The organism is Gilliamella sp. Nev6-6, from assembly GCF_001690605.1.
GTDB lineage: Bacteria > Pseudomonadota > Gammaproteobacteria > Enterobacterales > Orbaceae > Gilliamella > Gilliamella apicola_C.
This window is the reverse complement of sequence record NZ_LZHP01000090.1, coordinates 36723-58261: the sequence shown is the minus strand read 5'-3', so window position 1 is coordinate 58261 and position 21539 is coordinate 36723. Positions and strand designations below refer to the sequence as shown.

Sequence of the window (21539 nt, the reverse complement as noted above, 5' to 3'; positions counted from 1 at the left end):
TACTATTAACGCATTGTGACAAACTCTTCAGCTGCGGTTGGGTGAATTGCCACGGTATTATCAAAGTCTTTTTTAGTAGCGCCCATTTTTAATGCCACTGCAAAACCTTGTAGTATTTCGTCCATACCATAACCAATGCCATGAATACCGACGATTTTTTCATCTTTACCTACACAAACTAGCTTCATGCGACATGGTTGGCGATGTTGAGTAACTGCGGTATACATTGCTGTAAATGTTGATTGATAAACTTTTACATTTTCAGATCCATATTGCTTTATTGCGTCTGGTTCTGTTAAGCCTACGGTACCAATTGCCGGATGAGTAAATACTACAGTTGGAATATTACTGTAATCTAAATGTTCATCAGGTTTATTGTTAAATAGCCTTTCTGATAAACGACGTCCAGCAGCAACCGCAACAGGGGTTAGTGCTGTTGCGCCTGTATCATCACCGACTGAATAAACTCCTGATATATTAGTATTTTGATATTTATCAACCATCACAAAACCTTTACTATCAACAGCAATGCCTGCTGCTTGTAAATTCATATCATGGGTCGCAGGTTCACGGCCAATTGCCCAAATTAAGCTATCGACAATATAGCTTTCGCCATTTTCAAGAGTTAATGTTAATGAGTTATCGCTATTTTTAGTAACTGATTTCGGAATGGCAAAAGTATGTAATTGTTGCCCTTCTGTTGCAATCACTTCCATCAAGGTATCAATAATAAGCGGATCAAAAGCTCGTAGTGGCGTAGCGTTACGAATAAATTGGTGTGTTTGTGCACCCAGCGAGTGTAATACGCTTGCAATTTCACAAGCAATATATCCAGCTCCAACAACGGCTACACGTTTGGGTAAGGTTTTTAGAGAAAAAAAGCCATCTGATGTAATACCATATTGAGCACCGGGAATATTCGGAATACTTGGTTTACCACCCACAGCAATCAAAATATGTTCAGCACTATAATGTTCACCATTGACTTCAACTGTATGAGCATCAACGAACTTAGCATAACCATGAATAACATCAACGTTATTGTTATTAAGGACACGATCATAAGATTGATGGATTCTATCAATATAAGCATTTCGACTTGCAATTAATTTGTCCCAGCTGAATTGATTAATGGTAGTATTAAAACCATAGTCAGGGCCATAATGGTTAATGGCTTCAGCAATTTGTGCACCATACCACATGACTTTTTTGGGCACACAACCAACATTAACACAGGTTCCACCCAATAATTTTGCTTCAATTAGTGCACACTTTTTTCCATAGGATGCCGCTCGGTTAACAGATGCAATCCCTCCACTACCACCACCGATAGCTATATAATCATAATGTTTGGTCATTAAATATCCTTAATACAATTTTCATTAGTTAGCTATTAGCTTTACATAAATCGCAAGATAAAAAAAGTATTCATTCTAAAATTTAATAATAGTTATTAACGATTGATCATACTAATAATTGTTAATATTTTATTAGTCAGTTACTAAAAATGGTGCTTAGCGTTAACACGATTTTCCAAGAAATGCGTAAAATAGAATAATAAGCAAGTGTATTAATATCGGATTATAAATCTTATCAGTGGCACGCTGAAGCAACCGATAAGATTTGTTAATTTAGCGATTTTTTATTGCATTAATAATATTGGTGGTTGAACAGCCATCTTCAAAATTGAGGACTTTAACTGTGCCGCCTGCTTCAATGACTTCTTTACCACCGGCGATATTTTCGGGTTTATAATCACCGCCTTTGACTAAGACATCAGGCAAGATACTTGCAATTAAACGTTGTGGTGTTTCTTCTTCAAATGGTACAACCCAGTCAACTGAATTAAGTGCACCAAGTACAATCATACGTTGCATTAGCGGATTAATGGGTCTGGATTCCCCTTTTAATTGTTTAACCGAAGCATCACTATTCACTGCTACAATTAAACGGTCGCCTAGTTTACGTGCATTAGCAAGGTAAGAAACATGTCCTGCGTGTAAAATATCAAAACAACCATTGGTCATAACAATTTTTTCGCCACGCATACGCGCTTTTTTGATTTCTTCTTTAAGTTCTTCTTCTGTCATTACTCCAAAACCGTCATTGGCACGGGCTCGAATGGCATTACTCAATTCAACTTGTGAAACAGTTGAAGTACCTAGTTTACCAACAACCACACCCGCTGCGACATTTGCTAAGAAACAACTTTCTTCTAAAGATTGACCAGCAGCTAATGCTGCAGCTAATGTAGCGATTACTGTATCGCCAGCTCCTGTTACGTCAAAGACTTCTTTTGCTTGAGTTGGTAAGTGGTAAATTGGTTTATCTAACTGTAATAATGTCATGCCTTTTTCGCTACGTGTTACTAGTAAGGCTTTTAGATCATATTGTTTGATGAGTTGATAACCTTTTTCAACAATCTCTTCTTCAGTTTTGCAATGTCCGACTACTGCTTCAAATTCTGACATGTTTGGAGTTAACAATGTCGCCCCGCGGTAACGCTCAAAATCGGTTCCTTTTGGATCGACTAAGATAGGCACATTGGCATGATTAGCAAGCTTAATCATTGATTGAACAGCAGATAACGCACCTTTGGCATAATCCGACAGTACCAAAACTTTATGGGTCGTTAATGCTGATTGAATACGCTCTAGAAGAGGCGTTGCATCAATATTGTTAAATCCTTCTTCAAAATCAAGGCGAATCAATTGTTGATTACGTGATAGAACGCGTAACTTTGTTATGGTTGGGTGTGTTGATACAGAAACAAAATCACATTGAACTTTATGTTTACTTAATTGTTCATTAAGAATTTTTGCTGGTTCATCTATGCCTGTTAGACCGATTAGGCGTACATTACCGCAAAGTGAAGTAATATTCATAGCAACATTGGCAGCACCACCAGGTCGTTCTTCTAACGAGTCAATTTTAACTATAGGTACTGGCGCTTCGGGCGATATACGATTCGTTCCCCCATACCAATAGCGATCCAACATAATATCGCCCACAACTAACACATTGGCGCAATTAAAATCAGGTAATGATGCTTTCATTATGACTCGTTATCCTTAGTTATTTTCAGTTTACTCATTCTATATTTGTTTACGTCTCATCAAAATCATGGTTGTTGTCATCTTCCATTTCGTCATTTTTGCGCGGTTGATAAAAACGGGCAAAAAAAGTGCCAATTTCAAATAGTAAACAAATAGGTACAGCTAATAGTATTTGTGAAAATACGTCTGGAGGGGTAACAAACATAGCAACAGCAAATACCCCAACAATAATATATGGTCGCTTGTTTCGTAAACTTTTTGGTGTAGTTATTCCTGTCCAACAAAGCAAAATAATAGCAACTGGCACTTCGAAAGCAAATCCAAAGACAATAAAGAGTGTCATTACAAAATCAAGATACTTGGTAATATCAGTATTAATCGCCACATCGATCGGTGCGGTATGGATAAAGAAGTAAAACGCTAATGGAAACACAGCGAAGTAAGCAAATGCTATACCAAGATAAAAAAGAATCGTGCTTGATACAATTAACGGCATAACCAGACGTTTCTCATGTTGATATAACGCTGGGGCAATAAATCCCCAAATTTGATATAGCACATAAGGAATTGAAATAAAGATCGCTACTACAACTGTTAACTTAATTGGTGTAAAAAATGGCGCTGCAATATCCGTTGCTATCATATTACTGCCTTGTGGCAATTGACTCATAAGCGGATTTGCCACAATATGATAAATATCATTGGAAAAATAAAGCAAGCAAATTAATACTAGCAAAATACAGATAATACACCGCAAAAGCCGTGTTCTAAGTTCAACAAGATGTCCAATTAATGGTTGAGTAACGTTGTCTGTCATGGTGTATTTTTATCTGTACGAGTTTCAGTATCAATTTTCGTGGCCGAATCGATTTCTTTTTGTAAGGATTCGGTTACACGTTTTAAATCATCAATAGATTCTTGAATTTCGGGTGTAAGTGTTTTTAAACCACTTTGTTCGGCCTTTTTTAAGCTGGCTTGCAACTCTTGCAGTTTGAGCTCTTTATTCAGCTCTAATTGTACCGTAGCAGACATTCGGCGTAGCACTTTTATCCACCCTGTAACTGTTTTTATCGCAATGGGTAGCCGTTCTGGCCCTAAAACCACCAGACCAATAATTAAAACTAATAATAATTGACCAAAACTAATGTCAAACACGGTTTACTCTTTTTTACTCTGATTATTAGCATCAGATGAATCGATATTTTCAGATTTTTGTGAATTATCAGCATCTTTTTTATCGTCATCATCATTCATTGCTTTCTTAAAACCTTTAATTGATTCGCCAAGATCGGAGCCCAATGAACGTAATTTTTTTGTTCCAAATAACAATACAACAACCGCAATTAATATTAAAAGTTGAGGTAAGCTTGGCATCATGATAATCATCTCCGATGAGGTAAATAACCAAATTATACACGCAAATTATAATATTCCCAAGACAATCAGCTTAATGTGAAACCAATATAATAATACATAAAGCACACACTACCCCCATCATTTTATATAGATTCCGTTCACGCTTTTTACTAAGCTGTAATTCTTGAGTAATTTGTATTAGTTGGGCACTCATTTGTTTACTGATTCGTTCGTAGTTATTTAATTTTTCGGGTAACTTTGGCAACATAGTTTGCCACGCGGGTAATGATTGCCAAGTTTGTTGTAGTATTTTTTTAGCGCTGTATTTATCTTGATACCATTTTTCTAAAAACGGTTTTGCTGTTTTCCATAAATCTAGTTCAGGATAAAGCTGGCGACCTAGCCCTTCAATATAAAATAACGTTTTTTCAAGCAGGGTTAATTGGGGTTGAATATCCATGTCAAATTGGCGAGCAACTTGAAATAATTGTAGCAAAATTTGTGAAAATGAAATTTGGGCAAGGGGTTTTGCAAATGCAGGTTCACAGACGTTACGCATTGCCATTTCAAGCGCCACAACATCAGTTGTTTCTGGCACCCAGCCTGATGTGATATAGATTTGGGCTATTTTGCGATAATCTCGATTAAAAAAGGCTAAAAAGTTTTCAGCAAGATAACGTTGATCATCCTCAGTCAATATACCAATAATGGCACAATCAATGCCAATATAACGGGGATTTTGTGGTTCGGTAATATCGACAAAAATATTACCAGGATGCATATCTGCATGGAAAAAGTTATCACGAAATAATTGGGTAAAAAATGCCTGAACACCTCGTTCTGCTAGTAATTTCATATTGACGTTATTTTGCTTAAGCTGCTCAATATTTGAGATAGGTATACCTTTAATTCGTTCTTCAACTAACACATTTTTTCGACAAAGGTTATGATATACATAAGGAATATATAAGATATCACTATTAATAAAATTATCGCGCAATCTAATCGTGTTGTAAGCTTCTTTTTGTAAATCTAACTCTTTTAATAGCGTGATTTCATAATCACGCACTATTTCAACAGCTCGCAATTTTTCGCCTGATTTTATGCGCTTGGTAAATTGTTTAGCTACCCAATACATTAAACGTATATCAGCTTGAATAATAGGCAAAATATTAGGGCGTAATACTTTAATAATAACTTCAGCTTGGCTATGCTTTAATATTGCTGTATGGACTTGGGCAATCGATGCTGATGCTAATGGTTTTTCATCAAAATGGGAAAAATAATAATCTATTGTTTGACCTAATGCCGATTCAATAAGCTGTTTAGCAATTTGTCCATCAAAAGGAGCAACTTGATCTTGCAATTTGGTCAGCGAATCTGCAATGTGTTTAGGTAAAATATCGCGTCGAGTTGAAACCATCTGCCCAAACTTTACCCATACGGGGCCGAGCTCCTGTAGCGCTTGACGTAATCGCTCACCAATTTCTTGATGTTTAGCTTTGGGTCTAATCCAAAATAAACACTTTAAAACCAACCGTGGCCACCTTACTAAATGGTGTTTTGGTAACAATTCATCTAATCGATAAGCACGAAATATCGCAAGTATTTTATAAAGTCGAAAAAAGGTCATTATTTTTTATCGCATCAAAATTTAAAGCCAATATGTAAAGCAACAATGCCACCTGTCATGTTGTGGTATTTCACATCAACAAATCCTGCATCTTCCATCATTCTTTTCAGTGTATTTTGATCAGGATGCATTCGAATTGATTCGGCTAAATAGCGATAACTTTCAGAATCATTTGCCACAATTTTGCCCATTAACGGTAACATAGTAAATGAATATAAGTCGTAAGCTTTGTTTAGGATCTGATATTGCGGTTTAGAAAACTCAAGGATTAATAAGCGCCCACCGGGTTTTAATACTCGCCATATAGAGCGTAAAGCCTTTTCTTTATCAGTGACATTGCGCAAGCCAAATGAGATGGTTATACAATCAAAATAGTTATCCGCAAAGGGTAACTCCTCGGCATTAGCTTGTACATATTCGATATTTTTAAATAAGCCTTTGTCTCGTAGTTTATCTCGCCCAACTTTTAACATTGATTCGTTTATATCAGCTAAGACAACTAATCCGCTATCACCAACAAGTTGCGAGAATTTTGCCGTTAAATCACCTGTGCCACCTGCTAGATCTAAAACTTTTTGGCCTTTACGCACACTGCTATACTCAATGGTGATTTTTTTCCAAATTCGGTGAATGCCAAATGACATAAGATCATTCATAACATCATATTTATCGGCAACAGAGTGAAATACTTCAGCAACACGTTTTACTTTTTCTTGTTTTGGAACTTGAGTGTAACCAAAATCAATTTTTTCTTGATTTGTATTGTCTTGTTTGTCAGAAGATTGAGACATAAAATTTACCTATCACAAATAATTGGCTTATTTTAGCATAAGCCATAATAAATGTGATGAACTAAATCAATAATGCTTCAATCTTCTTTGAAACAGTTTCAAAATATTCAAGTTGCGAGGATTGAGGATTTAAATCTTTTTCATGAATGACTAAATCAAAATGACAACTTTCTTTTAAGGCTCTTAAAACATCATTATTTTTTTTGAAAATTTGACTGTAATATTGTTCAAGTGTTTCAAAATCGATTGAAGTAAAAACAAGTTTATTTGATGTTTCAACGGCTTTTGCAATTCGTTCAACATGTAACATTGCAATTTTCATATAATCGGATTCGCTCAAATAACGTTTATTATGTTGGATTGAAATTTCTCGTTCAATATAATTAATATAGCCATTGGGCACGTATTGAGTATTATAAATATTAGCAAATTGGATTGGTAATTCACAAAAACGGCCTCGGCCAATAATAGCCACTTTTTTTACAAAAAAAGGTTTTGCTGCTTGTGCAATAAAATTCCAGTTTTTATATGGATTTTGGCGGATTTGTGTTGCACTAATGTTAATAAATTCTCGATTAGCATCAACAATAACGACTGGGCAATCAAAATAGATCTTATGGTTATTAACATCTTGTGGCTCGCTAGTAAATACCACATTGGGCTTAATTTTATGCTCAGCAAGAATTTGCTTTACCCGATCACTCCAATCTTGCCAACCATTAGGGTAAAACTCAATACCAGTTTCATCAAGTACATGGATATGAATATTATGGCGATCTTTAAATGTCTCTTTTAACCATGAAAAGCGGTCACTTATTTGTGGTTGTTTTGGTAAACGGCTTTGATTAAATAGTTGCTTATCACGCGATGCTTCACATCCCAAAAAGATATGTAATACATCAACTTGGTTCATCGCTTTTTCAATTAGATAAATATGACCACAATGTAAAGGATAAAACTTCCCAAAAATTAAACCAACTTTATGCTTAAAAGTCATGACGCATACCAAAATATATAAAAACTAGTACAATTTACAGAAAAAAAAAGCAATTTCTAACCAAATGATGCTATTTGATATATTTTATCAATGAGTAAAATAGTTTTTTACCAATAACTCATTGATAGTAAAAATATTAATTTACTTATGTAAGTTCGATAATAAAACGCCCGTTGCAACCGAAATATTTAATGCGAGCATGTTATCGTTGCCTTTTAAATGTACAACAATATTAGCGCTGTTAATTAGTTTCATATTAATTTGTTGAAATATGACTACCACAACTTTTTTATTAAAATGGATTTGGTGCAATTCACTGGATGTAATTGACTTTACTTGACAAGGTAATAGGGCAATAACTTGATAGCCATGTTGCTTAAGCATATCTATTGAGGCCACAAAATCATCACTTTTAATTGACTCAACAGCTTCAACGCCACCTTCAGCCACACGCATAGCAGCACCGCTATCAAGTAAATTTGTTTGGCGTAACATGACACCATTAACGCCATAAAAAGCGGCACTACGAATTAACCCACCAAGATTATGGGGATTATTGACATCATCAATCGCTAAAACACAATCATGATCTTTATCGCTATTGTTTTCTAGATAATCCAATAACGTAAGTGATATACGTTTTTTAACAATTAAACATACGCCACCATGATGTTGCGTTTGAGTTATTTTACCAATCTGTTCGCTAGAGACTACATCATAACCTAAACGTTGTTTAACGAGCCACTCAATTAACTCTTTAAATTGATAAGTCATTTCTTGAGTAATAAATAATTTAACAATTGCTGTGCGACGATGTTTGAATACTGCCCTGCAACTATTTTCGCTATAAACTAATGTTTCTTCTTTGCGTTGGCGATATCCATCATAACCAAAAGTTGGAGTTTGTTCATTTGTACGAAGCTTTTTTTGCCATGGTGATTCATTCTCAATAGGCAATTTAGATTGATTAAGATCAACAATAAAACTCTTTTTTGCAAATGCAGATTTATCATTTCTAGGTTTGAATGTTTCAATACGATCATGACGATCACGTTTAGGTTTTACTTGAAATGAGTCTTTACTTTTCCAGTCAGTCTTTTTTTTAGTCGCTGAGCGAAAAGGCTTTTTAGATTCGCTATTTTTGGCATAAAAAATAGTGGGTTTGCTTTTTTCGGTATTATTGTTCATATCAATCTCATAATTAATTGCTTATCGAGTACGAATGGTTGGGGCTATTTTATCTAATACACCATTAACAAATTTATGGCTATCTGCAGCACCAAATGTTTTAGTTAAATCGATAGCTTCATTAATCACAACTTTATAAGGTACATCTTGACGTTTTATTAATTCATACAGTGCGATTCTAAGTATGGCTAATTCAACTTGTCCTAACTCATTAATAGAGCGTTCAGTGAGATAAGGCGTCATTTTGTCATCTAATTCACTGGTGTTTTTGGCTACACCATTTAATAGCTCACGAAAATACTTAGCATCAACGCCTTTCATATCTTGTTCTGCAATAAAACTTGTCTCAACATCAGCAAGATCGTTTCTAGAAACTTGCCAAGAGTAAATGGCTTGCACTGCGCATTCTCTTGCTCGACGACGAGGATTAACTAATGCCACTAAATTACTCCTTAATTGCTTTAATAATATTTAGCATTTCCAGTGCAGTTAATGCCGCTTCAGCACCTTTGTTGCCAGCTTTTGTGCCTGCACGTTCAATAGCTTGTTCTATACTTTCGGTAGTTAAAATACCGAATCCAACTGGAATAGTGTTATCTAAACTTGCACTTAATAATCCAGAACTTGATTCACCAGCAACAAAATCAAAATGTGCCGTACTGCCACGAATAACCGTACCTAGCGCTACAATTGCATCATATTTTTTTGACTGTGCAGCAACTTTAGTAGCAAGTGGAATTTCATAAGCACCTGGAACCCAAATAACAGTAATATTTTTATCATCAACTTGTCCAATGCGTGTTAACGCATCAATTGCACCATTGACAAGGCTATCATTAATAAAATGATTAAATCGTGCTACTACAATTGCAACCTTAGCTTTTGGTGCAGCAACTTTACCTTCAATTGTTTGCATATTCATTCCTTATTGATTCTACTTTAAATGCCTTTTCACTCTTTTCTTAAGCGAAAAAATAATTGTTAAATTGTATCACGAATTAAAGACTTATCCTATTGGCAAATAGCGTTATGACCGAGTTTTATGCAAGATATTATTTAAAATAAATGAAAAAATTCAGCTATTGTAAATGTATTATTTATTAATTTTAAAATTAATCTAAATTTTGTTGTTATTTCACTCTTTAACTGTTAGTCATTATTTTAATTTATTTGGACTTTAACATTTATATTTGAAACATATGTACTTAATGTACATATCTACCTGAAAGTTTTTGCCAAGAAAAGTAATTTTATTTTTATCGCTTGCAAGCTATTTTGAAAAAATTACAATAGTACAATAAATTTATTTAATGATGGGGAAGTATCAGTGTACATTGACAATATTCGTAATGAGTTAAACCAAGCCATTGAGGTCTTAACTAGTTTTGTTTCGGATGATAAAAATCTTGAGCAGATTCAAAAAGCGGCTGTCTTAATTGCTGATTCATTTAAACAAGGCGGTAAAGTTTTATCATGTGGTAATGGCGGTTCTCATTGTGATGCGATGCATTTTGCTGAAGAGTTAACAGGTCGTTTTCGCGATAATCGCCCAGCTTACCCTGCAATTGCTATATCTGATGTAAGTCACATTTCGTGTGTGGGTAATGATTTTGGGTTTGATTTTATTTTTTCACGTTATATTGAAGGTGTAGGTCAAAAAGGTGATGTACTTTTAGGTATTTCAACCTCTGGGAACTCAACCAATGTGCTTAAAGCCATTGAGGCAGCAAAACAAAAAGGTATGAAAATCATTACATTAACCGGTAAAGATGGTGGGAAGATGAATGGGCTTGCCGATGTTGATATTCGTGTTCCGCATTTTGGCTATGCCGATCGTGTACAAGAAATCCACATTAAAGTAATTCATATTCTTATTCTTCTTATTGAAAAGGAAATGTCAAAATAATATGTGTGAATTATTGGGTATGAGCGCTAATGTGCCAACCGATATTTGTTTTAGTTTTAGTAGCCTAATTAAACGAGGTGGGGACACAGGTCCTCACAAAGATGGTTGGGGGATTACCTTTTATGAAGGAAAAGGTTGCCGAACATTTAAAGATCCTGAGCCTTGTAGCTATTCACCTATTGCTAAAATGGTAAAAGAATATCCCATTAAATCTAAAGCCGTGATTGCCCATATTCGACAAGCTAATCGCGGTGGTGTCGCACTGGAAAATACCCATCCGTTTACTCGTGAGCTTTGGGGTAAGAACTGGACTTTTGCCCATAATGGGCAATTAACTGATTACCAAAATTTAGATACAGGACTATTTCAACCTGTCGGCGAAACTGATAGTGAATATGCTTTTTGCTACTTAATAAATCAATTACACCAAAAATATTCGCAACAACCGACCGATGATCTTGAACTGTTTAAATATATTAAACAATGTGCCAATCAGTTAAGTCAACTTGGTATATTTAATATGTTGCTTTCTGATGGGCAATATGTATTTGCTTATTGTGCAACTAATTTACATTGGATAACCCGTAAAGCGCCATTTGGTAAAGCAAAATTAATTGATGAAGATGTTGAAATTGACTTTCAAAAACATACCACATCTAATGATGTAGTAACTATTATTTCAACAATGCCTTTAACTTCAAACGAAGTCTGGGCTAAATTAGATGTTAATGAAGCTATTTTATTTAGAAATGGAAAAATCAGCCAATCTTTCTTATTTTAATCACGGGGGGCATTTTTATAATTATCCTGACGTCAAAAAATCTACTAGCGTTAAGGCAATCCAAAGGGGGGTTATGGTAAGTCGATTTGAAATAGCTATGCCATCAGATCGTAAAAGTATACTAGTTATTATTATTGTTTTTGCGTCAAAATATTTAGCAATTGCACCACAAGCTATGCTAAAACTTTACAGAAGAAATTAGCATCTACCTTACTCGTTCTTTCAAATAACTTTGGTAATCAGGAATTTCAATATCCACTTCTTGTGTAAATATTGGCGATTGTATTAATGCGTTAGCGGTAGCTTGATTTGTAGCAACCGGAATATTCCAAACTGTTGATAAACGTAAAAGCGCTTTAACATCGGGATCATGCGGTACAGCATTAAGTGGATCCCAAAAGAATATGAGAATATCGATTTTACCTTCTGCAATTAACGCCCCAATTTGCTGATCGCCTCCCATTGGTCCGCTAAGCATTGGCGTAATATTTAACCCTGTTTCTTTCTTGATTAATGTGCCTGTCGTACCTGTTCCACATAAATTATGATGAGAAAGCTCTTCACGATTTTTTTTACACCAAGCTAATAAAGACTCTTTCAAATGATCGTGGGCAACTAAAGCAATGTTTTTTTTAGTTAGCAATTTGCGCGTGGTATTTAGCATCATTAATATCCTAATTTATTATTATCTTTGTTTGTTTTTAACAGAGTCTTAATTAAAGTGCAACAGATATTTAATCGATAAAAAATAATAAAAAAGGCACCAAAGTGCCTTTTTTATACTAAGAGACAATCAATTAGAATTGGTAAATTAAACCAAGAGCTACGGTGTCTTTAGTTGTACCTTTGATTTGCGATTTAGTAAATGCGCCATCTTCATATAAAGCACGACGAGCGCCAATATCATCTTTATCTAATAAATTGATCTTATAATCGATAATAGCTTGTAAGTTTTTGTTAAAGTCATAAGTTAACCCAACATCAACATACTTCGCTAAATCATTACCTTTAAGTCCTGCATCACTTGAATAACTAGATGCACCTTTAACTTTATGTTGAATATATGCAACAGATGGCGTTAAACGACCCACTTCAAAGTCAATACCATATTGCGCAACAAATTCATAACCTTTGGTTTTTAAGTCATTCGCACTATGTGTCGTTAATGCATTATCCCAACCATATTTTTGTTTACCTTGAATATATAATGCGGCTAAATAAAGGTTGTTATTATCATATTTAACACCTGCTGACCATGCTTTAGCATCCTTATGTCCACCAGTTTGAGCATAACCTGCGCCAACAGATAAACCTGTATCAAGCACATTCCAATCAACTACTGAACCCCAAGCTTCAGCGCTATCGCGTTTTTCACCATTACGATCATGTTTGATGAAATGGCGAGTAGAGCTATTATCACCATTATCCGCATATTGAACAGCAAAATTCAGACCGCTTACTAAGCCAAAAAAGTCTGAGTTACGATAAGTTGCAACAGCTTTGGTGCGCGCTGTTAGTGCATAAAGATCATTATCCGAAGCATCACCACCAAATTCAGGTAAAACATCCGTATATGACGTTAATGTTTTTAGCACACCATCATTACGACCGTAATCGAATGACCCAAAATCACCAAAGTTTAAACCAGCAAAAGCATAGCGAGTTTCGTTATCGGCATTTTCGCCAGTTTTAGCTTCATATTCCCAACGACCATACCCTGTTACACTGTCAGTCACTTGAGCTTGACCAGACATACCTAAACGTGCTGTGGTTTTGTCACCTTCACCCGTTTGGTTATTACGATCAGTAATATAGTTTAAAGCATAAACTCGACCATAAAAGTCAACTTTATTACTGTCTTTATTCCACACTTCAATAGAAGCGTTAGCTGTGCCTGCAATTAAGAGCGCAGGAATAGCGATTGCCAATAGATTACGTTTCATTTTTACCCTCTTAGGTATTTTATATTATTAAAGATGCAAATTACTTTGCTTTGGTTTAACAAATAACTGCTAATAATTAGCAATTATATTATTATTGTGATATCGATTTTCTTGTGACAGAACAGATTTTATTACCTATTTAACACTGGAAGTTAGATTAATTCTGCGAATTTTCGAATATTTTAATGTTTGTTATTATTTTTTTTAAACATAAAATGTTTTTTTAACTAGAAAGGTATTTATAAGGCGAAAAAAAAGGCACAATAAGTGCCTTTTTATAAGATATCAAGAAGCAATTAGAATTGGTAAATTAAACCAACACCTAACACGTCTTTAGTACCTGGTTTGTATGGGTGGCGACCGTTGCTTTCACGAACAGTGTTTAACTCAGCACCAATATCTTGTTTCTTAAGTAGATTAAATTTATATTCTACGATAGCGCTAAAGTTTTTATTTAGATCATATGTTGCACCAAGTGAAACATATTTAACTAAATTACGCCCCTCTTTATGATCTTCATCATAATAACCAACTTCATCACTGCTAACCTTATGTTGCACATAAGCCAAAGAAGGTGTTAAACGACCTACTTCTAAATCAATACCATATTGAGCAACTAATTCAACACCTTTAATTTTTGGATCTCTGTGGTGCTCTTCAAAAGCATCATAGTAAGTATTGAATTTAGTTTGGAAATAGTTAGCCGCTAAGTATAGATTATAGTTATCGTATTTGATACCAGCTGACCAAGTTTTAACTCTCTTAATGCCATCAACGTAACCATCTTCGTCCTGATATTTCGCACTCTTACCAGCTGTTTGAGCATAACCTGCACCAGCAGTTAAACCTGTGTCAAAAATTCTCCATTGAACATTTGCACCATAGGCCTCACGGCTTTCGCCACTAAATCCATCGAAGTCACCATCGCTATCAAGTTTTACTTTAGCAAGTTTACTATCAAAAGTAGTTGCATTATCACCATTATCTGCATATTGTAATGCAAAACTTAAGTCATCAAATAGACCAAAGAAGTTATTGTTACGGTAAGTTGCAACAGCTTTAGTACGAGCTGAAAGCACGTTCCAACTATTGTTTGCTGCTTCACCACCAAATTGCGGTAATACGTCAGTATAAGCTGTGATTGCTTTTAGCACACCATCGTTACGACCATAATCGAATGACCCAAAATCACCAAAGTTTAAACCAGCAAAAGCATAACGTACTTCGTTATCAGAATTCTTACCTGCTTTCGCTTCATATTCCCAGCGACCGTAGCCAGTTACGCTATCAGTGATTTGAGTTTGGCCAGACATACCTAAACGAGCAGAAGTATCATCACCTTCGCCAGCTTGACCACGATCAGTAATATTGTTAGCTGCTTTTACTCGACCATAAAAGTCAACTTTATTACCATCTTTGTTCCATACTTCAATAGATGCATTTGCGCTAGCTGCTACTAAAAGCGCAGGGATAGCGATTGCTAATAGATTACGTTTCATTTTTTACCCTCATGGTTATTTTCTTAAAAAGACACTGTCCATAAGTTTAGTGTCAATTTTGTACAAATAATTATTCATCCAAAAAATAATATTTTTATCTATTATTTTTATCTACTTTTTACAGTAGTGTAAATTATGTATAAATTTTTTTTAAAATCAAGCGAACTTTTCATAAAAGGTGATGTCTAAGCACAAAATCAAGCCTGTTTGTTTGTTTTTTGAGCGCATTAAAGCTAAAATTAGTTAATCTTTAGCTCTAATGAATTGGTTATAACTCAACTAGTTTAAAAATTTGCATTACGTGGTGTTCTTGGAAATGGGATCACATCACGCACATTTTGCACACCTGTTACATAAGCAATTAATCGTTCGAAACCAAGTCCAAAGCCAGAATGTGGTACGGTACCATAACGGCGCAAATCACGATACCACCAATAATCTTCTTTCTTAAGTCCCAATTCTTCCATACGTTTATCTAACATATCTAAACGCTCTTCACGCTGTGAACCTCCGATAATTTCACCAATACCAGGCGCTAATACATCCATGGCCGCAACGGTTTTACCGTCATCGTTCATGCGCATATAGAATGCTTTAATATCTTTCGGATAGTTTTTTACAACTACTGGTGCTTTAAAATGTTGTTCGGCTAAATAACGCTCGTGTTCTGAGGCTAAGTCGATTCCCCAACTGACTGGATTTTCAAACTTAGCATCGCAATTTTGCAAAATGGTTATAGCATCAGTATAGTTAACTTGGGCAAAATCAGCGTTAATAAAGTTTTCAAGGCGTGTTATTGCTTCTTTATCTACGTGCTGAGCGAAAAATTGCATGTCGTCAGCACGTTTTTCTAATACTGATTTAAACACATATTTCAGCATGTCTTCGGCAAGCTTAGCATTGTCATTTAGATCGGCGAATGCCACTTCGGGTTCCATCATCCAAAACTCAGCTAAATGACGAGTTGTGTTTGAGTTTTCAGCCCGAAATGTTGGGCCAAATGTGTAAACTTTAGAAAGCGCACAAGCATAAGTTTCAGCATTTAACTGTCCAGAAACGGTTAAAAAAGCTTCTTTACCAAAAAAGTCTTTATCAAAATCAATGTTACCATTATCTGATTTAGGCAGATTTAACATATCGAGTGTTGAAACTCGGAACATTTCGCCTGCCCCTTCAGTATCCGACGCGGTAATAATTGGGGTTGATAACCAATAAAAGCCACGCTCATCAAAAAATTGATGAATTGCTTGTGCAAGTGTATGGCGTACACGTGTTATCGCACCAACAATATTCGTTCTTGCTCGTAAGTGTGCGACTTCACGAAGATACTCAATTGAATGACGTTTAGCTGCCATTGGGTAAGTTTCAGGATCATCAACAAAGCCGTAAACTTCAACTTGTATGGCTTGTAATTCATATTTTTGACCTTGACCTGGTGATTCCACGACTTTACCCGTCACCTTAACTGAACATCCGGCAGTTAAGCGTAAGATATCTTGTTCATAATTAGGTAAATTATTTTCAATAACAGCTTGAATAGGATCAAAGCAAGAACCATCATAAACAGCTAAAAATGAAATACCGGCTTTAGAATCACGCCGAGTTCTTACCCAGCCTTGAACAGAAATAGTGCTACCAACAGCAATTCTGCCTTGTAACACATCAACAATAGGTGAAACTGAATTCATTTTAATTTTCCATCTCTACATTATTTAATGTTATATCTAAACTAATACTGGCATTTCCAGCCTTTTTAATGCCACTTACTACACACAAAATATCAAAAGTTTTTGTTAGGACGTGCTTTTATAAATTATTTCTAGTTGTTTATTTTTATGTTAAGTAAGATTATTGATTAATACTTAACACTGAACGTCCGTTTTAATTCATTAACGAAAGCTAAATCTTGAGAGATAGTCTTTCCAGGGCTATCGGATAATTTAGCGACTGACTGATTATTACATTCTGTCAATTTAATTACAATATTCAAAGCTTTAGTATTAAAATCTGGCGATGGAATATCGCAAGCTAAAAAACCACCTATACCAAAAGATAATTTTACACGATGATTAAAGTGTTGATAAATGCTAATCGCTTTATCAAAATTTAAGCTGTCTGAAAATACTAGCAATTTTGTTTTAGGATCAATGCCTAATTGTTGGTAATGCGCAATCGCTTTTTCACCCCATTTTATTGGATCACCTGAGTCATGCCGTAATCCTTGATAACAAGAGGCAAAATGGGAATTGAAGTCCTGTAAAAACGCATCCATAGTAATACAATCAGTTAAAGCAACACCTAAATCCTTGGTATATTCGTCTAGCCAAACTTGCAGTGCATTTTTTTGGCAATCTTCTAGATTTGAGCTTAGACGCTGATGAGCTTGAAACCACTCGTGTGCTTGCGTTCCAACAGGAGTAAGCCCTAAACGATAAGCAAGTAAATAATTACTTGTACTATGAAAATTATTAAAATTATTTTTTAAATAACTAACAACCGCCTCTTGAACTGCAAATGAATAACGCCTACGTGTGCCAAAATCCATTAAGTTAAAGCCTGACATATCTATATTAGCTGTTTTTTTATCAAACAACGCCAATTTATCTTTTAGCCTTACTAAGGCTTCAGGAACACCAATATTGGGCGAACGATCTTTGTGAACTATTTCACTAATGATCGCAAGTAATGGCACTTCCCATAAAATAACATCTAACCATTTACCTTCGATTCGAATAACCAGCAACCCATTGTCATTTTTAATTGTTAGTAATTCACTGTTAAAACGCCAGTTTTTTAACCAATTCAAGTAGTCGGATTTAAAAAACGAAATGCGAGATAAATAATCAAACTCGTTATCATTTAGTGATAATGATTCCATCAATTTGACTTGGTGCTTTATCTCATTAACATATTGTCCTAATAAATCATCGCTACGGCAGCGAAACTCGGCAACAACTGTTGCATTTGGGTAGTGATGAAAGACAGCTTGTTGCATATGCAACTTATAAGCATCAGTATCTAGTATTGATGTAATTATCGCTGGTAACATGTAAATTGACTGCTATTACTTTAAAGAAAATTCTTAAGATTATAGCAGAATAATAATGAAGATATAGATTAATTATGTAATAAGATTGTTTTTAATCCGCTATAATGCTAATTAGCACAGCATATAATTTGAGTACAAACCAAAGGGTCATCATAACATGAATACAAAAACACCTGAATTGCAGCCTATAGCCAAAAATCGACTTGATTATAAAGCGCCCGATTTTACCATTACCGATATTGATCTTGATTTTGATTTAGCTCCGGAAATAACAACAGTAACCGCTCGTAGCCGTGTGCTTCAAAAAAATAATCAAGCGAATGATTTAATTTTAGACGGTGAAGATCTTAAGTTGATATCGGTGAATATTAATGAGCAACCATGGCATGATTATCAACTTACTAAAACAGGATTAGTTATTCAAAATGTTCCTACAGAATTTACTTTAACTATTGTTAATGAAATCAAACCAATTGATAATACTGCACTGGAAGGTTTATATGTATCAGGCGATGCGCTTTGTACCCAATGCGAAGCGGAAGGATTTCGCCATATAACCTATTATCTTGACCGGCCTGATGTGCTTGCACGTTTTTCAACGCGTATTACAGCGAATAAACAATGCTACCCTTTCCTACTTTCTAACGGTAACCGTATTGCACAAGGCGAACTTGCCGATGGGCGCCATTGGGTTCAATGGCAAGATCCTTTTCCTAAACCTGCCTACTTATTTGCGCTCGTTGCTGGTGATTTTGATATTTTAAAAGACCAATTTATCACACAATCAAAACGGAAAGTGGATTTAGAAATTTATGTTGATAAAGGTAACTTAGATCGTTCGCACTGGGCGATGACAAGCTTAAAAAATGCCATGCGTTGGGACGAAACGCGTTTTGGGCTTGAATATGATCTAGATATTTTTATGATTGTTGCTGTTGATTTTTTCAATATGGGAGCAATGGAAAACAAAGGTTTAAATATCTTTAACTCAAAATATGTGCTTGCCAAACCTCAAACGGCAACAGATGATGACTACCTAGGCATTGAAGGTGTGATTGGTCATGAGTATTTTCACAATTGGACAGGCAATCGAGTTACTTGTCGTGATTGGTTCCAACTCAGCTTAAAAGAAGGATTAACCGTCTTTCGGGATCAGGAATTTAGCGCTGATATGGGGTCACGTGCAATAAAACGTATTGAAGATGTCAAACTTTTACGTACCGTGCAATTTGCTGAAGATGCCAGCCCAATGTCTCATCCGATTCGCCCAGATCAAGTTATTGAAATGAATAACTTTTATACGGTAACTGTATATGAAAAAGGGGCTGAAGTTATCCGTATGATGCACACCTTACTAGGGGAGGACAAATTCCAAGCGGGAATGAAACTCTATTTTAAACGCCATGATGGTTGTGCAGCAACTTGTGATGATTTTGTGGCTGCCATGCAAGATGCCTCGGGTATTGATTTAACCCAGTTTAAATTATGGTACAGTCAATCTGGTACACCAGAGCTAACCGTCACCGATAATTATGATGAAACAAAACAACAATATTCCCTGACAGTAGAACAATGTACACCTGCAACTCAAGATCAGGCACAAAAACAAGCACTGCATATTCCACTTAATATTGAGTTATATCGGCATAATGGTGATATAATTGCATTACAATACCAAGGCAAACCTATTCACCACATTTTAAATTTAACGCAGAGCAAACAACAATTTATTTTTGATAATGTGGCTGAAAAACCAATTATTTCATTATTACGTGATTTTTCAGCACCTGTTAAGTTAGCTTATGATTATCAAGATAATGATCTTATATTCCTAATGCAACATGCGACTAATGCCTTTAGCCGTTATGATGCTGCTCAAATGCTATTAGCAAAATATGTTCGTTTAAATGTAAAAAATTATCAGGAAAATCAAAAGTTAACCCTACCTGATACTGTATTAGATGCCTTTAGATATGTATTATTATCAGAAAATACCGATCCTTTCCTTATTGCCTTAATATTAACCTTACCATCTGAAAACGAGTTGGCGAATTTATTTACTGTGGTTGATCCTATTGCTATTTACCAAGTTCGCCACTTTTTATTAACACGTTTTGCTAATGAGCTTAACGATGAATTAGGTGCAATCTATAACAACAATAAAACCCCACAATATCAGATCGAACATAACGATATTGCTAAACGGTCACTTAAAAACTGTTGTTTAACTTTATTAGCCTATGCGGATGATAATTCGCGCGCTAATACACTAGTTAGTCAGCAATATCATCAAGCAAATAATATGACTGATTGTTTAGCAGCCTTAAATGTGGCGGTAAAAGCGGAACTTAATTGTCGAATTGAATTATTAGCTGACTTTGATAACAAATGGCACCAAGATGGACTAGTTATGGATAAGTGGTTAGCATTAAACGCAACAAGCCCAGACAAAAACGTCCTTGTTACAGTGAAAAAGTTGCTTACCCACCGCTCATTTTCACTGAGTAATCCAAACCGAATTCGTGCATTAATTGGTGCCTTTGTCAATAACAATCCTGTCGCATTTCATGCGCAAGATGGTAGCGGTTATCAATTTCTAGTTGAAATACTCACTGAATTAAATCAGAAAAATCCACAAGTATCGGCGCGATTAATCGATCCCCTTATTCGATTTAAACGTTATGACGAAAAACGCCAACTACAAATGCGAAAAGCGCTTGAAACATTGCTTAAAATTGAAAATTTATCTAAAGATCTATATGAAAAAATTAGCAAAGCTTTAGAGGAATAAGTTGCAAAATATCATCCTGTTACAGTGTTTCAGGATGATATAAAGCTAATGCTAAATCAAATTGTTATACTAAAATGCATAGTTTCCTGAAACTTTTTTACAACTATTTTAATGAGTTTTAAATAATGACTATACAAGAAATCACGCCAATTGAGCTTATAAACAAATTAAACCAGCAAGATAAACTATTTTTGCTTGATGTGCGTGAAGCCAATGAAGTGGCTATTTGCGGTATTCACAACGCAATTCATATCCCAATGAATACTATCCCATTATATCTAGATAAAATTCCAGATGAAATTGATATTGTAATTTATTGCCATCACGGCAGGCGTAGTTTAGCTGTTGCCCATTTTTTAGTAGAAAATGGCTTCGATCCTAACAGGCTATATAACCTTGCAGGTGGGATTGATGCTTGGGCTGTAATGATTGATAAACAAATGCCAAGATATTAAAGCCCCCGTTATCAAACGAGCTTGATTTAGTTATCGTTTATTATTGATGCATAATTCTAATAACTATTTGATTATGCGTTTAATAGATTTCTTT

19 protein-coding genes and 2 pseudogenes are annotated in these 21539 nt (G+C 35.2%); 5 read left to right on the top strand and 16 right to left on the bottom strand.

Features of this window, described 5'->3' with window-relative positions:
- Positions 1-5: 5 nt before the first annotated feature.
- From gorA to ribH, 11 genes and pseudogenes are all read right to left on the bottom strand, one after another.
- Complete coding sequence (gorA, locus tag A9G42_RS10720) at positions 6-1358, bottom strand: glutathione-disulfide reductase (RefSeq protein WP_065653416.1); 1353 nt, start codon at positions 1356-1358, stop codon at positions 6-8.
- Between the two features lie 273 nt (positions 1359-1631).
- Positions 1632-3056: a bifunctional D-glycero-beta-D-manno-heptose-7-phosphate kinase/D-glycero-beta-D-manno-heptose 1-phosphate adenylyltransferase HldE gene (gene hldE / locus A9G42_RS10715; protein WP_065582429.1), complete on the bottom strand. Its 1425-nt coding sequence runs from the start codon at positions 3054-3056 to the stop codon at positions 1632-1634.
- A 49-nt stretch (positions 3057-3105) separates the two neighbouring features.
- A complete protein-coding gene (gene tatC / locus A9G42_RS10710; protein WP_065582428.1) occupies positions 3106-3873 on the bottom strand; it encodes a twin-arginine translocase subunit TatC in 768 nt (255 codons plus the stop codon).
- 56 nt (positions 3874-3929) lie between these two features.
- Positions 3930-4211, bottom strand: a pseudogene (gene tatB, locus A9G42_RS10705) (Sec-independent protein translocase protein TatB); the annotation flags it as partial.
- A gap of 3 nt (positions 4212-4214) precedes the next feature.
- Positions 4215-4433: a twin-arginine translocase TatA/TatE family subunit gene (gene tatA, locus A9G42_RS10700; protein WP_065579593.1), complete on the bottom strand. Its 219-nt coding sequence runs from the start codon at positions 4431-4433 to the stop codon at positions 4215-4217.
- Positions 4434-4533: 100 nt separating this feature from the next.
- A pseudogene (gene ubiB / locus A9G42_RS10695) lies at positions 4534-6045 on the bottom strand (ubiquinone biosynthesis regulatory protein kinase UbiB); the annotation flags it as partial.
- A gap of 14 nt (positions 6046-6059) precedes the next feature.
- Complete coding sequence (gene ubiE, locus A9G42_RS10690) at positions 6060-6836, bottom strand: bifunctional demethylmenaquinone methyltransferase/2-methoxy-6-polyprenyl-1,4-benzoquinol methylase UbiE (protein WP_065567677.1); 777 nt, start codon at positions 6834-6836, stop codon at positions 6060-6062.
- 61 nt (positions 6837-6897) lie between these two features.
- The gene (gene nadR, locus A9G42_RS10685) at positions 6898-7833 is read right to left on the bottom strand and encodes a multifunctional transcriptional regulator/nicotinamide-nucleotide adenylyltransferase/ribosylnicotinamide kinase NadR (RefSeq protein ID WP_065653414.1); all 936 of its coding nucleotides are present in this window, start codon (positions 7831-7833) and stop codon (positions 6898-6900) included.
- Between the two features lie 141 nt (positions 7834-7974).
- Complete coding sequence (locus tag A9G42_RS10680) at positions 7975-9021, bottom strand: TrmH family RNA methyltransferase (protein WP_065653413.1); 1047 nt, start codon at positions 9019-9021, stop codon at positions 7975-7977.
- A 21-nt stretch (positions 9022-9042) separates the two neighbouring features.
- Complete coding sequence (gene nusB, locus A9G42_RS10675) at positions 9043-9462, bottom strand: transcription antitermination factor NusB (RefSeq protein WP_065567674.1); 420 nt, start codon at positions 9460-9462, stop codon at positions 9043-9045.
- A 4-nt stretch (positions 9463-9466) separates the two neighbouring features.
- A complete protein-coding gene (gene ribH, locus A9G42_RS10670; protein ID WP_065579589.1) occupies positions 9467-9937 on the bottom strand; it encodes a 6,7-dimethyl-8-ribityllumazine synthase in 471 nt (156 codons plus the stop codon).
- A 411-nt stretch (positions 9938-10348) separates the two neighbouring features.
- Here ribH and lpcA point away from each other — a divergent pair, with 411 nt between their 5' ends.
- The 3 genes from lpcA to A9G42_RS14400 all read left to right on the top strand — a co-directional run bounded on the left by lpcA (position 10349) and on the right by A9G42_RS14400 (position 11910).
- Positions 10349-10927, top strand: a complete 579-nt coding sequence (lpcA, locus tag A9G42_RS10665; RefSeq protein WP_065653412.1) for a D-sedoheptulose 7-phosphate isomerase — start codon at positions 10349-10351, stop codon at positions 10925-10927.
- A gap of 1 nt (position 10928) precedes the next feature.
- Positions 10929-11708: a class II glutamine amidotransferase gene (locus tag A9G42_RS10660; RefSeq protein WP_065653411.1), complete on the top strand. Its 780-nt coding sequence runs from the start codon at positions 10929-10931 to the stop codon at positions 11706-11708.
- 73 nt (positions 11709-11781) lie between these two features.
- Complete coding sequence (locus A9G42_RS14400) at positions 11782-11910, top strand: hypothetical protein (RefSeq protein WP_255307204.1); 129 nt, start codon at positions 11782-11784, stop codon at positions 11908-11910.
- 3 nt (positions 11911-11913) lie between these two features.
- Here A9G42_RS14400 and A9G42_RS10650 read toward each other — a convergent pair whose 3' ends face one another.
- From A9G42_RS10650 to pncB, 5 genes are all read right to left on the bottom strand, one after another.
- Complete coding sequence (locus A9G42_RS10650; RefSeq protein WP_065579588.1) at positions 11914-12372, bottom strand: methylglyoxal synthase; 459 nt, start codon at positions 12370-12372, stop codon at positions 11914-11916.
- Positions 12373-12505: 133 nt separating this feature from the next.
- Positions 12506-13651 carry a porin gene (locus tag A9G42_RS10645; RefSeq protein ID WP_065653409.1) on the bottom strand — a complete coding sequence of 382 codons (1146 nt, stop codon included), beginning with the start codon at positions 13649-13651 and terminating at the stop codon, positions 12506-12508.
- A gap of 296 nt (positions 13652-13947) precedes the next feature.
- Positions 13948-15150 carry a porin gene (locus A9G42_RS10640; protein ID WP_065642809.1) on the bottom strand — a complete coding sequence of 401 codons (1203 nt, stop codon included), beginning with the start codon at positions 15148-15150 and terminating at the stop codon, positions 13948-13950.
- A gap of 284 nt (positions 15151-15434) precedes the next feature.
- Positions 15435-16838, bottom strand: coding sequence for an asparagine--tRNA ligase (gene asnS / locus A9G42_RS10635; protein WP_065589084.1), 1404 nt, complete (start codon positions 16836-16838; stop codon positions 15435-15437).
- A gap of 167 nt (positions 16839-17005) precedes the next feature.
- A complete protein-coding gene (gene pncB, locus A9G42_RS10630) occupies positions 17006-18199 on the bottom strand; it encodes a nicotinate phosphoribosyltransferase (RefSeq protein ID WP_065653408.1) in 1194 nt (397 codons plus the stop codon).
- Between the two features lie 157 nt (positions 18200-18356).
- Here pncB and pepN point away from each other — a divergent pair, with 157 nt between their 5' ends.
- Both pepN and A9G42_RS10620 read left to right on the top strand, forming a co-directional pair.
- Positions 18357-20990, top strand: coding sequence for an aminopeptidase N (gene pepN / locus A9G42_RS10625; protein WP_065653407.1), 2634 nt, complete (start codon positions 18357-18359; stop codon positions 20988-20990).
- Positions 20991-21115: 125 nt separating this feature from the next.
- Positions 21116-21445 carry a rhodanese-like domain-containing protein gene (locus A9G42_RS10620; protein ID WP_065567664.1) on the top strand — a complete coding sequence of 110 codons (330 nt, stop codon included), beginning with the start codon at positions 21116-21118 and terminating at the stop codon, positions 21443-21445.
- Positions 21446-21539: the final 94 nt, after the last annotated feature.